General features: G+C 72.7%; 11 protein-coding genes. 7 read left to right on the plus strand and 4 right to left on the minus strand.

Annotated features, from left to right (window positions below):
* Positions 1-24: 24 nt before the first annotated feature.
* Positions 25-1,776 carry a sigma-70 family RNA polymerase sigma factor gene (locus ACZ7HT_RS29795; protein WP_471171546.1) on the minus strand — a complete coding sequence of 584 codons (1,752 nt, stop codon included), beginning with the start codon at positions 1,774-1,776 and terminating at the stop codon, positions 25-27.
* A gap of 277 nt (positions 1,777-2,053) precedes the next feature.
* On the opposite strand from ACZ7HT_RS29795, the gene ACZ7HT_RS29800 reads away from it, so the two are divergent.
* From ACZ7HT_RS29800 to ACZ7HT_RS29810, 3 genes are all read left to right on the plus strand, one after another.
* Entirely contained in the window at positions 2,054-2,794 is a 741-nt protein-coding gene (locus tag ACZ7HT_RS29800) for a class I SAM-dependent methyltransferase (RefSeq protein ID WP_471171548.1), read from the plus strand.
* A gap of 273 nt (positions 2,795-3,067) precedes the next feature.
* A complete protein-coding gene (locus ACZ7HT_RS29805; RefSeq protein WP_471171550.1) occupies positions 3,068-4,414 on the plus strand; it encodes a diacylglycerol/lipid kinase family protein in 1,347 nt (448 codons plus the stop codon).
* Positions 4,415-4,509: 95 nt separating this feature from the next.
* A complete protein-coding gene (locus ACZ7HT_RS29810) occupies positions 4,510-5,115 on the plus strand; it encodes a DUF1345 domain-containing protein (RefSeq protein WP_471171701.1) in 606 nt (201 codons plus the stop codon).
* A gap of 123 nt (positions 5,116-5,238) precedes the next feature.
* Here the strand turns inward: ACZ7HT_RS29810 and ACZ7HT_RS29815 are convergent, their stop codons facing one another.
* Complete coding sequence (locus tag ACZ7HT_RS29815; protein WP_471171552.1) at positions 5,239-5,844, minus strand: histidine phosphatase family protein; 606 nt, start codon at positions 5,842-5,844, stop codon at positions 5,239-5,241.
* Between the two features lie 142 nt (positions 5,845-5,986).
* On the opposite strand from ACZ7HT_RS29815, the gene ACZ7HT_RS29820 reads away from it, so the two are divergent.
* Complete coding sequence (locus ACZ7HT_RS29820) at positions 5,987-6,298, plus strand: thioredoxin family protein (protein ID WP_471171554.1); 312 nt, start codon at positions 5,987-5,989, stop codon at positions 6,296-6,298.
* Positions 6,299-6,655: 357 nt separating this feature from the next.
* Positions 6,656-7,075, plus strand: a complete 420-nt coding sequence (locus ACZ7HT_RS29825; RefSeq protein ID WP_471171556.1) for a hypothetical protein — start codon at positions 6,656-6,658, stop codon at positions 7,073-7,075.
* On the opposite strand, the gene ACZ7HT_RS29830 is transcribed toward ACZ7HT_RS29825, so the two are convergent.
* Positions 7,076-9,037, minus strand: a complete 1,962-nt coding sequence (locus ACZ7HT_RS29830; protein ID WP_471171558.1) for an APC family permease — start codon at positions 9,035-9,037, stop codon at positions 7,076-7,078.
* Between the two features lie 307 nt (positions 9,038-9,344).
* Here ACZ7HT_RS29830 and ACZ7HT_RS29835 point away from each other — a divergent pair, with 307 nt between their 5' ends.
* Complete coding sequence (locus tag ACZ7HT_RS29835) at positions 9,345-10,181, plus strand: DUF4118 domain-containing protein (protein WP_471171560.1); 837 nt, start codon at positions 9,345-9,347, stop codon at positions 10,179-10,181.
* Here the strand turns inward: ACZ7HT_RS29835 and ACZ7HT_RS29840 are convergent.
* Positions 10,159-11,265, minus strand: coding sequence for a magnesium and cobalt transport protein CorA (locus tag ACZ7HT_RS29840; RefSeq protein ID WP_471171562.1), 1,107 nt, complete (start codon positions 11,263-11,265; stop codon positions 10,159-10,161). The two genes, ACZ7HT_RS29835 and ACZ7HT_RS29840, sit on opposite strands and share 23 nt — an antisense overlap.
* Before the next feature lie 136 nt (positions 11,266-11,401).
* Between ACZ7HT_RS29840 and ACZ7HT_RS29845 the strand changes: the two genes are divergently transcribed.
* Positions 11,402-12,502 (plus strand): winged helix DNA-binding domain-containing protein, encoded by a 1,101-nt coding sequence (locus ACZ7HT_RS29845; RefSeq protein ID WP_471171563.1) that lies wholly within the window; start codon positions 11,402-11,404, stop codon positions 12,500-12,502.
* Positions 12,503-12,513: the final 11 nt, after the last annotated feature.

Below are 12,513 nucleotides of genomic sequence, written 5' to 3' on the forward strand. Positions count from 1 at the left end.
AGCGCCAAGATCCCCCTGTCGGCCTCAGCGGCTGCCGAATGCCTGCGTCCAGTAGGGGCCGCCGGAATTGTGGATCCCGATGCCGATCTCCTTGAAGCCGCAGTTCAGGATGTTCGCCCGGTGGCCGGGGCTGTTCATCCACGAGTCCATCACCTGCGCCGGGGTGGTCTGGCCCTTCGCGATGTTCTCGCCGTACGACGACCACGCGTACCCGGCGGCCGTGATCCGTTCGCCGGGGCCGTCGCCGTCGGGGTTGGTGTGGTCGAAGAAGTTCCGCGCGGCCATGTCGTCCGAGTGCCCCTGGGCGGCCTTGGTGAGCAGGGAGTTCTCGGTCAGCGGCCCGCAGCCCGCCTTGGCGCGCTCCTCGTTCACCAGACTGATCACCTGCTGCGCGGTGGAACCGGAACCGGAACCGGAGTCACCGCCCGTGCCGGTGGGCCGGGGCGCGGGTGCGGTCGCGGACGGGGTGGTACGCGTCGGGCGGGGCGGTGCCGGCGGCGAGGTGCGGGAGGCGGTCGGCGTGGGGCGCGAGGGCCTGGGGGTCTTGCGGGGGGTCTTCGACGGCGACGGCGAAGGGGTGGCCGAGGAGGAGGCCGTCACCGGGGCCGAAGTCGTCTCCTGCGGACTGGGCAGACCGGCGCCGGTCGTCGTGGCGAGGGTCGTGTCCCTGGTCTCCGTGCCCTTCTCGGGGCCGGTGGTCAGGAGGAAGGCGCCCCCGGCGACCGTCACCACGGCTATGCCCGCGGCGACGACGGCGCGCCTGCGGCCCCGCCGCTGCCGGCGTCGACGGCGGGTGGCACGGGTGCTCCGGGCGCCGCGACCGGCGGACGCTCCACCCGGGCCGGACCCGGCTCCTTCCCTGGGGTGGGGCGAGGCGAGAGGGGTGGCGAGCGGCGCGGTCGTGGCCGCCGCCGTTTCGAAACCGGCCGTTTCAAAGCCGGCCGTCTCGGCCCCGGTCGTCCCGTAGCCGGTCGTCCCGAAGCCGGCCCGCTCGCGGACGTTCGCGAGGAGCAGCGCGGCCGGGGGCACCAGGAGGAGTCCGGCGAGGAGGCCCTCCGCCGGTACGAGCCCGCTCCACAGCCCGGCGCAGTACGCGCACGCGCGCGCGTGCCGGGCGATGCGCTTGCGCCACAGGGCGGACGGATGGCCGTCCCAGGTGCCGGTCTCGTACCGCAGCGTCTCGCAGGGCGGGTTCTGCGACAGTGCCCGCACGACGACCCGCGCGGTCTCAAGGCGTTCCTTCATCCGCTGGACCCGCACCGCGGTGTGCTGCGGGGACAGCTCAAGTGCCGCCGCCACCTCATGGCGGCTCAGCTCGCCGGCGCACTCCAGCCACCACAGGGACAGCAGGTCCCGGTCGTCCGGCTCCAGCCAGCGGGTCGCCTCGGCGGTCTCGCGCCGCTGGCCGGACAGGTTGAGCCGGACCACGGCCAGCTCGACGAAATCGGACCCCGGCTGCGGGATCTCGCGGGCGTCGTCGAGGCCGCCCGCGGGGAAGCCCGCCTGCTGCTGCCGGTGCCAGTGGCTGCGGACGCCGTTCATGGTGATGGCGACCAGCCAGGACCGGAAACTGTCCGGGGACCGCAGGTCGCCGAGCCCGGCGAGCGCCCGCAGCATCGTCTCCTGCACGACGTCGTCGACGTCGTGGTGCCCGTTCATCGCCCGGCCCACGATGTTGTACACGAGGGGCAGGTGGAGCGCGATGAGCCGGTCCTGCGCCCGCGGGTCGCCGCTCTGTGCCGCCCTGACCAGTTCCGTACCGTGCTGTGCGCCCATGCCTCGAATCACCCTGCCTGTTCCCGCTGTCGTCGACCGCCAACATGAGGGGAGATCACCGGGAGCGGGCCCGATAACAGGAATCCGCGGAAGAGATCCGGAATCCCCGTCGGCCGACGGACGGCCGACGGAACCGTACGCCCTCCCGTACGGGCGGCCGACGCGGGGTCCCGGACTTCGTGGGATCCGCCAGTACGGGGTTCCGCGGCCGCCCGGCGAGACTGCCGAGGCGCGACTGATCATCTGGGGCACGACCGAGCACGGGGAGGGCAGCGCGATGAGCGTGCAACTGTACGACGAGATCGGTGAGGCGTTCGAGGGGTTCAAGTCCCTGCCGCTGACGAAGTACGGGGAGGTGCCCAGCTTCCTGGGCATGGTCGGCGACGTTCAGGGCAGGTCGGTGCTCGACCTCGCCTCCGGCACCGGCTTCTACAGCAGGGAGCTCAGGCGGCGCGGCGCCTCCGAGGTGCTCGGCATCGACATCTCCGGCGAGATGGTCGCCGCCGCACGGGCGTTCGAGGAGAGCGAGCCGCTGGGCGTGCGCTACGAGGTGGGCGACGTGACCGAGCTGCGCGACCTCGACGAGCCCTTCGACCTCGCGCTGGGCGTCCAGCTCCTCAACTATGCCCCGGACATCGCGGCCATGGAGCGGATGTGCCGCAATGTGCACCGCAGCCTGAGGCCCGGTGGCGAGTTCTTCGTGCTCGCCCAGAAGCCCGACTACCGCTTCGACGGGCCGTCCCTCGCGAAGTACGGCTTCCTCTGCGAGGCGACCGGCGAGGAGATCGAGACCGGGCCGCGCGTCCGGATCACGGCGCTGCTCGACCCGCCGGTCTCGTTCGTCGGCGCCTGTCCGCGCCGCGAGGTCTACGAGGGGTCCCTGCGGGCGGCCGGTTTCGGCGAGCTGACCTGGGTGCCCCTTGAGGTGTCCGAGGCCGGCGTCCGCGAGTTCGGCGCGGACTTCTGGGCGGACTGCCTCGCCAACCCGCCCTTCGAGCTCCTGCGCTGCCGCGCCTGACGACCGGCCGGCTCCCCGGGGCACGCGCGCGCGTGCGTCCCCGGGGCGCCCGAACGGCCGCGCCCGGATGCCGTCGGCGCGAGGAGCGGTCAGGCTGGTACCCCGGACCAGGCACGGGACCGCAGGGGCCGCGCCGCGGCCCAGGGGCCCGGCCGCCTGAGGGGCACCGGGCTTCGGTGGTCGCCCGGCCTCGGTGGTCGCCGGGCTTCGGCGGTCGCCCGGCCTCGGCGGTCGCCCGGCCTCGTGGTCGCAGACGGCAGGGGAGAGGACGGCATGGACGGGTCAGGCCCCGCAGGGAGTCCCGCCGCGCGGCTGCTGGCCCGACTGGCCCTGCTCGCGGCCGTCGGTTCACTGGTCGTGCTCCTCCTCGCGGTGGGGGACGGCGGCCTGGTCGTGGTCGGGGCGGGATTCCTCGGCCTCGTCCTCTGCGCCGCCGGCATCTGGTGGTTCGTGGCACACCGCGGCGTGACGCGCCTCTTCGGGGCGCTCCTCGCGGTCGCCGCACCCGCGGGCGTCATCGTCCTCTTCGCGTACGAGGGTGTGTGGCTGCTGGCGCTGTTCCTCGTCCTGTGCTGGGCCGCGGCCCTGGCCTGCGCGCGGGAGGCGCTGCGCAGATCGCGCCCGAAGCGGTCGAAACGGGCGGTGGTGGCGGCGCGCCCGCCGAGACGACCGGTCCTGATCATGAACCCGAAGTCCGGGGGCGGGAAGGTCGGCCGCTTCGGACTCGTCGAGCGGGCTGAGGCGCTCGGCGCCCGGGTGATCCTGCTCGACCCGTCCGTCCACGCCGACGTCGCCGAACTGGCCCGCGGGGCCGTGGCCGAGGGCGCCGACCTGCTCGGCGTCGCGGGCGGCGACGGCACCCAGGCCCTCGTCGCGGCGGTCGCCGCCGAGCACGACCTGCCGTTCCTGGTCGTGTCGGCCGGCACCCGCAACCACTTCGCGATGGACCTGGGCCTCGACCGTACCGACCCGTCCCGCTGCCTGGACGCGCTGACCGACGGCGAGGAGCTCCGGATCGACCTCGGCGACGTCGCCGGCCGGCCCTTCGTGAACACCGTCTCCTTCGGGGTGTACGCGGACGTCGTCCAGCGCCCCGAGTACCGCGACGCCAAGGCGGGCACGATCCTCACCGTCATGCCGGACCTGCTGCTCGGCGAGGGCGTGCGGCGGCTCGACGCGCGCGTCGACGGCACGGCGCTCTCGTCCCAGCAGGCCCTGCTCGTCAGCAACAACCCGTACGTCTCGCCCGACGAGCTCAGCGGAGCCGGCCGCCGGCCCAGCCTCGACGACGGCGAGCTGGGGGTGCTCGGGATCAGGGTGGAGGACGCGGCCCAGGCCGCCGACCTGGCCGTACGGGGCTCGCAGTCCACCGGCCTCACCGTCCTGACCGCACACCGCGTCGAGGTGGACTCCGAGATGGAGGAGATCCCCGTGGCGGTCGACGGCGAGGCGCTGCGGATGCCGACCCCGGTCGTGTGCACCCTGCGCCCCGGCGCCCTGCGCGTCCTCGTACCCCGCGACCGCCCGGGGGTCCCCCCACCGGTGCCGGCCGTGCGCTGGCGCCGGATCCTCGATCTCGCGTCCGGCCGCCCGGAACGGCCGGCCGGGGCCTCTCCGTGACGGAACCCGAACCGGACTCCCGGCGGCGCCGGAACCGGTGGCTCTCCGAACGCCGCAGAGGGGCGGTCAGCGGGATCATCGCCGCGGCCACGGCGATGATCCTGCTCGTCCTCGACCGCAGCGGGGCCGACATCTCCGGGGCGGACGTCTGCGTGCTGCTGCTGCTCACGTACCTCTTCCCGTACCTCATGCTGACGCTGGTCGCCTTCTCCACGGCGTCCCCGGAACGGGTCCGCGCCTGGGCCGGCCGCGAATCGCGGGGCACGGTGCTCCAGCGGTACGTGTACGGCACGGCGCCCGGGCCGGGGGTGTCGATCCTCATCTCGGCCGCCGCGCTCGCGGTGGCCGTGGTGTGGCGGCCCGGGCACATCGGCACCGAGCTCGAACCGGTCGCACGGGCCGTGGTGGCGCTCGTCCTGGTCGCTCTCGCCTGGGTCTGCGTCGCCGTGTCCTTCGCGGTCGCGTTCCAGGCCGACGACCTCGTGGAGGACCAGCAGGCCCTGGAGTTCCCGGGCGAGGAGAACCCGGTCTGGGCCGACTACGTGTACTTCGCCCTCTCGGTCATGGCCACCTTCGGCACGACCGACGTCAACGTGACGTCCCGGGAGATGCGCCGGACCGTCGCGGCCAACTCGTGCATCGCGTTCGTGTTCAACACCATCACGGTCGCCAGCCTCGTCTCCGCCCTGGACAGCATCTGACGGCTCCGGAGACCAGGAGGAGGTGAACGGCCGAGGAGATCAGGAGCGGGAAGAGCGGCTCCGGAGATCAGGAGGGGGAAGAGCGGCCCCGGGTGACCAGGAGGAGGCTCCCGGCCGCGAGGTTCAGGACGCGGCGAACGGCCGCTGGTTCCAGCCCGCGACCACCGGCAGCCCGTGCTCCGTCGAAAGCCGCCCGACCGTCGCCGTCGTCAGGAGGAACAGCCGCCCGTCGGCCGCCGGCAGGCCCAGGTACCGGGCGGTGAGGACCCGCAGCAGATGCGCGTGCGCCACCACCACCCCGTCCTCCCCTGAGCCCGCGAGGAGGGGCGCGACACGGGCCAGGACCCGGTCGGCCCGCCGCCCCACGTCCCCGGCGGACTCACCCGGGCGCCCGTCGGGACGCGGAGGCACGCCGTCGCGCCACAGCGACCAGTCAGGCCGGGCCTCCTGGATGCGGGCGGTGGTCAGCCCCTCGTACCCGCCGTAGTCCCACTCGCACAGGTCCTCGTCCGTCTCCGCGCCCCGCAGCCCGGCCAGCTCGGCCGTGCTCCGGGCCCGCCGCAGCGGACTGGTGAGCACGAACGCGAACGACCGGCCCGAGAAGTACGGCGCGAGCGACCGCGCCTGTGCCTCACCCTCCGCGGTGAGCGGCAGATCGGTCCGTCCGGTGTGCCGCCCGGCGGCACTCCACTCCGTCTCACCGTGACGGATCAGCAGGAGGTCACCCATGGCCCGCCGCTCCTTCCTCTCCACCTTCTCGTCCACCTTCTCGAGGACGCCATACTGGCCCACACACGCCCGCCCCCCGCGGCACCGCGCCCCGCTTGCCCGCGCGAGGTCGAGGTGGGTCCATGGAACGAGGGAGGACGTCATGAGCCGCTCCGGGACGACCCACATCACGGTGCTGACCGTGCCCGACTGCCCGAACACCCGACTGGTCGGCGAGCGGATCACCGAAGCGCTCCAGGGCCGGACCGTGCCCGTCGAGTGGATCGAGGTGACGGACGCGGACGAGGCCGTCCGGCACGGGATGACCGGCTCGCCCACGCTCCTGCTCGACGGCACCGACCCGTTCGCCGCGCCGGGCTCCGTACCGAGCCTGTCCTGCCGGATCTACCGCCACGCCGACGGCACGGTCGACGGCGCCCCGGCCGTCGTGGACCTGCGGCGGCTCCTGGCCTGAGGCGCCCGCTCCGCCGGCACGCCGTACGCGCGCGTCAGGAACACGTGAGGAGCGGGCGTACGCGTGCCGAGATCGGGCGTACGAGCGCCAAGATCCCGCCAGGAGCGCCGGAGGCCGTCAGGTCCTGGACGACGGACCGTCCACCGCGCCGCCCAGCCCCCGGCTAGGTCGTCTGCGTCAGCCGTGCCTCGAAGCCGTCGAGGATCGCGTCCAGGCCGAACGCGAAGGTGCGGTCGGGGGCCGCGCCGTACCCGTGCGCGGCGGTGCCGTCCAGGCGTCCGCACCATCGGCCACGGCGGATCAGGCAACGGGCAGTACGCCGAGCTGCACCTCGCGCCCAGGCACGACTTCGCCGTCGTGTCCCTCGCCAACAGCGAGGAGGGCTACCTCTTCAACCAGGCCGTCGTACGAGCCGCCTTCGCGCACTTCCTCGGCCTGGCCGAGAAGGACCCGGAGCCCGTGCCGTACGAAGAGGCCCGTGCCCGTGAGGTCGTCGGGCGCTACGAGATCGACGCCATGAACCTCGACATCGTCACCGACGGGGCGCGGCTCACCCTCGCCGTGGAGATCAAGCCGGAGCTCCGCCAGGCCTCGGAGGCGGACATGCCGCCGGACATCGCCCCCGCCGCCATGGGCTTCCTGCCCGGCGACGGCGACGATTACGTCCTCACGGAGGGCACCCTCGCGGGCCAGCGCGGCTTCTTCACGCGCGACGCCGACGGACGCGTCACGGGGGTGGACCTGGGCGGCCGCCTCTTCGGCCGCACCGGCGCCTAACTAGCCCACGTGGACGCGCGGGCGCCGGTCGCGGTCGGGTTCGGCCTCGCGCAGGATCTCGCGGGTGGTGGGGGCGACTTCGCCGCGGCCGAGGAGGAAGAAGCGGAAGAAGTTGGCGAAGGGGTTGCCCTCGGTCCACTCGAAGTAGATGTGCGGGCGGACGCCGGTCAGGTCGCGGGCGTGGAGGAGCAGGGCCGCGAGGGCGTTGGGAACGGAGGAGGACTCCACGGTCAGGACCCGGAAGCGGTCGTGGAGGACCTCGCCCTTGACGGTCAGACCGGACTCGAACTCGGACGGGTCGGTGACCGTGACCTCGACGAAGACGAAGTCCTCCGCGCCGGGGATGTCGTTGTCGGCGCGGATCTGGTCCTTCTTGGCCCGGTACTCGTCGGCGTCGCGGTCGCCCGGTTCGTTGGCGATGAAGCGGGGGGTGCGGCGGGAGATGTCCTGGATGAAGCGTTCGGCCATGTCGTCGAGCTCGATGTGGGTGACGCGGAGTTCGAAGGCGCGGCCGAGGCGGGACAGGAGCGAGATGAGGATGATGCCGGCGATGAAACAGGCACCGATCTTGACGCCGTCGGGGCGCTCGATGACGTTGACGACGGTCGTGTAGAGGAAGACCACCGAGATCACGCCGAAGCCGATCGTCCAGCCCTTCTGCCCCGCCTTGCGGGCGGCGATGGTCACGGCGATGGCCGCGGAGGAGATCAGGACGAGGACACCAGTGGCGTACGCGCCGCCCTGGGCGTCGACGTCGGCGTCGAAGATCCAGGTCACGAGGAAGGCGACGAGGGTGAAGACGATGACCATGGGGCGCACCGCGCGGGCCCAGTGCGGGGCCATGCCGTACTTCGGCAGGTAGCGCGGCATGAGGTTGAGCAGTCCGGCCATGGCGGAGGCGCCCGCGAACCAGAGGATCGCGATGGTGGAGACGTCGTAGACGGTGCCGAAGGTGTTGCCCAGGTACTCGTGGGCGAGGTAAGCGAGGGCGCGGCCGTTGGCCTTGCCGCCGGACTCGAACTCCTTCGCCGGGATGAGCACGGTGGTGATGAAGCTGGTGCAGATCAGGAAGACGCTCATGATCAGCGCCGCGGTGGTGAGCAGCTTCTTGGTGTCCCGGATACGCCCGGTGGGCTTGGCCTCGGTGTCGTCCGGATCGCCCTGGACGTGCGGCATGACCGCCACACCGGTCTCGAAGCCGGACAGGCCGAGCGCCAGCTTGGGGAAGACGACCAGGGCCACGCCGATCATGGCGAAGACGTTTCCGTGCTCGGCGGTCAGCGCGGTCGTCCAGTCGGTGACGACGTGGCCCTCGGTGAGGACGTGCCACAGCCCGTTGACCACGACGACGGCGTTCAGGGCGAGATAGACGCCGACCAGGGCGACGGCGACGCCGATGGCCTCCAGGAAGCCCTTCAGGAACACCGCGCCGAGCAGCGCGACGAGGATCATGGTGATCAGCACCTGCTTGTCGTGCAGCGCGGACTCCAGGTGCGGGTTCTCCACCAGGTGGGTGGAGGCGTCCGCCGCCGACAGGGTGATCGTGATGAGGAAGTCGGTCGCCGCGAAGCCGAGCAGCGTCAGGACGAACAGCTTGCCCTTCCAGAACGACAGCAGCCGCGCCAGCATCGCGATCGAGCCCTCACCGCGCGGGCTCTCCTCCGCCACCCGCCGGTACACGGGCAGCGCACCGGCCAGGGTGACGATCACCAGGACGATGGTCGCGACGGGGGAGAGGAGCCCGGCGGCGAGGGCCGCGATGCCGGGCTGGTAGCCGAGGGTCGAGAAGTAGTCGACGCCGGTCAGGCACATCACCCGCCACCAGCGCTGGCCCTTGTGCCCTGCATCGGCGGCCGGTTCCTTGGGCCGGGAGGGCTTGCCCTTCCCCATGTCGGAGAGCCCCTCCAGCATCCACGCGCGCAAGCGCCCACTGCGCATGCGCGTATCGGTCGTGGTGGCCATGGGTGCTCCTGAGCTGTTCGGGTGAAGGTTTCCGGCCATCGCACGGATGGCCGAGTCAGCGTAAGCACGCCGGGGCGCGTCGGCCCGCCCGTAGGCGTCAGGGAAGCGTCAAGATCCCCGGTGGGGGCGTCGGATCCCTCACACCCGCGGGCGTGCGCAGGACCCGGGCGGCGGCCGTGATCCCCGTATCCGACGGCGATCCGTCTCATCAGGGATCCGTCAAGGACCCCTCGGTCCGACACCCCCGGCACCTCGCCGGGCGGACTCTGGACGCAGGGGTCCGCCGCCGGCTTCTGCGAGGTGTGTCATGACGTTCCCGCCGCTCTCGACGTCCTCGGTCCGTGACACGTTCGCGGTCCTCGCCGGTCTCCTCGGGCCGTTCCTCACGGCTCTCGTCCTGCTGCCGCTCCGCGCGAGCGTCACCCACACGAACCTCGCGCTGCTGCTCGTCGTCGTGGTCGTGGCGGTCTCCGCGCTCGGGAACCGGCTCGCCGGGGCGCTCGCGGCCCTCTCGGCCGCCGCGTGGTTCGATTTCTTCCACACCGAGCCGTACCAGAGCTTCCACATCCAGGACCGGGCCGATGTCGAGACGGCGGTCCTGCTCCTCGCCGTCGGCCTGATCGTGTCGCAGCTCGCCGCTCGCGGCCGGACCCTGGGCCGCGCCGCGCTCGCGGACGCCTCGCACCTGGAGCGGCTGCACGGCATCACGCGCCTGGCCCGGCACAGTACCGAGGCCGACGAGGTCGTCCAGCGGGTGCGGCGGGAACTGGTCGACGTACTGGACCTCCGGGCGTGCCGCTTCGTGCACGGGGACTCCACCGGAGGGTCGGCCCGCCTGGAGCCGGACGGCAGCGTGACCGTGCCCGGCTGGATCTGGGACCTCGAACGGCAGGGGTGGCCGTACGAGGAGATCGAACTGCCCGCCGTCGTCCACGGGCGCTGCCGGGGCCGTTACGTGATGACCCCCGCGCCCGGGACGGGGCCGTCCCTGGAGGCGCGGCTCGTCGCCGTCGACCTGGCGGTCCAGGCCGCCGCCGCACTCGACGCCGACCCGACGCCGGACGCCGTGCGCGATGACCATGCTCTGTCAGATCCGGACACCGCACGGGCGCCGACCGCTCCTAGAGCCAGTCCCGCCGCTTGAAGACCACGTACAGGCTCGTGCAGACCACCGCCATCAGCAGGATCGCGAACGGATACCCGCCCACCCAGTGCAGCTCCGGCATGGTGTCGAAGTTCATCCCGTAGATGGTCCCGACGAGGGTGGGCGCGAAGAGGATCGCGGCCCAGGCGGAGATCTTCTTGATCTCCTCGTTCTGTTCGAAGCCGGCTTCCGCCAGGGCGCGCATCTCGGCGTTCTGCTGTTGGGTGACCAGGGTCGCGTTGACCGTGAGGATGTCCGTCAGGGCCTGGCGGAAGCCGTCGACGCGCTCGCTGGTGTGGGTGACGTGGTCGGCGACGTCGCGGAGGTAGCGCTGGAGCTCCTCGTCCGTGCCGTACTTGGCGAAGCCGGCCATCAGGGCGTGGAGCATGCCCACCAGGGGGCGGGTGGCGCGCTGGAACTCGACCATCTCGCGCGAGAGTTCGTAGATGCGGCGGGAGACCGCCGGGTCGCCGCCGAAGACCTCCGTCTCGATCTCGTCGATGTCGTTCTGGACGCCCGCCACCACCGGGGCGTAACCGTCGACCACCGCGTCGAGGATCGCGTACAGGACCGCCTCGGGGCCCAGGGCGAGCAGGTCCGGGTTCTCCTCCATGCGGTGGCGGACGGCCGAGAGGTCCGGGGCGGCGCCGTGCCGGACCGTGATGAGGAAGTCGGGGCCCACGAACACGTGGAGCTCGCCGAAGTCGACCTCCTCCGGGGCGTCGAGGTAGCGGGCGGCGCGCAGGACGACGAAGAGCGTGTCGCCGTACCGCTCCAGCTTCGGGCGCTGATGGGCTTCCATCGCGTCCTCGACGGCCAGCTCGTGCAGGTCGAACTCGGCGGCCAGGGAGAGGAGTTCCTCCTCGGTCGGGCGCTGCAGGCCGATCCAGGCCATGCCGTCGGGGTGCCGGCGCAGCTGGCGGAAGGTGTCGGCGAGGGTGGTGGGGGAGGAGACCCGGCGGCCGTCCCGGTAGAGCGTCGACTGCACCACGCTCGGTTCCACCGAGGGCGGCCGTCCGGACGAGGCCTCGGGCGGCGGTTCGGGGTGGCGGCGCCAGGCGGCGCGGGGGCGGCGGTCGGACATCGTGGCTCACCTCCTCCTCGGTCTGTGGCCGAGAGCAGGATATATGGGGTGAATCGCCGTGGCCCCGAGATGTGGAGCCAAGCCGTCGGCTCATATAGGACAGGAACTGTCCTCGATCATCGGTAGCGTGCCGGTCATGGCCCTCAAGACGACCCACCCCGTGCTCGGCCGCCGCGCCCTGAACCGCGCCACCCTCGACCGGCAGCTCCTCCTGCGCCCCGCCCCGCTCGGCGTCGAGGAGGCCGTCGCCCACCTGGTCGGCCTCCAGGCCCAGAACACCAAGCCCCCGTACTACGCGCTCGCCGCCCGCCTCGACGGCTTCCGGCCCGAGGACCTGTCCGCCCTGATGGAGTCCCGGCGGGTCGCCCGTATCGTCTCCCTCCGGTCCACCGTCCACACCCACACCGCCCGCGACGCCGTCGGCCTGCGCCGGCTCGTCCAGGCCGGGGCCATCGACCGGGAACTGCAGATGTTCCGCAAGGGGCTCGACGGCGTCGACCTCGACCGGCTCACCGCCCTCGCCACCGCGTACGTCGAGGAACGGCCCCGCACTCCCAAGGCGCTGCGGGAGCACCTCCTCCAGGAGTGGCCGGAGGCCGACCCGCCGGCGCTGACCATCGCCGCCCGCTGCCTGCTCCTGATGGTGCAGGTCACCCCGCGCGGCCTGTGGGGCCGCAGCGGCCAGGTCGCGCTCACCACCACCCGGGCGTGGTTCGACGGCGAGGAGGACGAGGCCGCCGACCTCGACGAGACCGTACGGCGCTACCTCGGCGCCTTCGGCCCCGCGTCCGTCAAGGACATGCAGACCTGGTGCGGTCTGACGCGACTGCGCCCCGCCTTCGAACGGCTGCGGCCCGAGCTCCTCGTCTTCCAGGACGAGCGGGGCACCGAGCTCTTCGACCTCCCCGACGCGCCCCGCCCCGACGCGGACACCCCGGCGCCGCCCCGCCTCCTGCCCGAGTTCGACAACCTGCTCCTCTCGCACGCCGACCGCACCCGCGTCATCCCCGCCGAGCACCACGGCCGCACCTGGACCGGCAACCAGGCCCACCGCACGTTCCTCGTCGACGGCTTCCTCGCCGGCATCTGGCGCCTCGACGAGGCGAAGGACCGCACGACCCTCACGCTCGAACCCTTCGCACCCCTGCCCCGCGCGACCGGGACCGCCCTCGAGGCCGAGGCGGAGCGCATCCTCCGGCTGACGACGCCTCCCGGCACCCCGTACGACATCGTCTGACGGCCGAAACA

It is taken from the genome of Streptomyces sp. NPDC037410, assembly GCF_055602235.1.

Bases quoted from the DNA above. Each gene is read 5' to 3' on its own strand.
- ACZ7HT_RS29800 (WP_471171548.1), top strand. From the start codon at position 2,054: ATGAGCGTGCAACTGTACGACGAGATCGGTGAGGCGTTCGAGGGGTTC.
- ACZ7HT_RS29795 (WP_471171546.1), bottom strand. From the start codon at position 1,776: ATGGGCGCACAGCACGGTACGGAACTGGTCAGGGCGGCACAGAGCGGC.
- ACZ7HT_RS29830 (WP_471171558.1), bottom strand. From the start codon at position 9,037: ATGGCCACCACGACCGATACGCGCATGCGCAGTGGGCGCTTGCGCGCG.
- ACZ7HT_RS29815 (WP_471171552.1), bottom strand. From the start codon at position 5,844: ATGGGTGACCTCCTGCTGATCCGTCACGGTGAGACGGAGTGGAGTGCC.
- ACZ7HT_RS29840 (WP_471171562.1), bottom strand. From the start codon at position 11,265: ATGTCCGACCGCCGCCCCCGCGCCGCCTGGCGCCGCCACCCCGAACCG.
- ACZ7HT_RS29820 (WP_471171554.1), top strand. From the start codon at position 5,987: ATGAGCCGCTCCGGGACGACCCACATCACGGTGCTGACCGTGCCCGAC.
- ACZ7HT_RS29835 (WP_471171560.1), top strand. From the start codon at position 9,345: ATGACGTTCCCGCCGCTCTCGACGTCCTCGGTCCGTGACACGTTCGCG.
- ACZ7HT_RS29845 (WP_471171563.1), top strand. From the start codon at position 11,402: ATGGCCCTCAAGACGACCCACCCCGTGCTCGGCCGCCGCGCCCTGAAC.
- ACZ7HT_RS29810 (WP_471171701.1), top strand. From the start codon at position 4,510: ATGATCCTGCTCGTCCTCGACCGCAGCGGGGCCGACATCTCCGGGGCG.
- ACZ7HT_RS29805 (WP_471171550.1), top strand. From the start codon at position 3,068: ATGGACGGGTCAGGCCCCGCAGGGAGTCCCGCCGCGCGGCTGCTGGCC.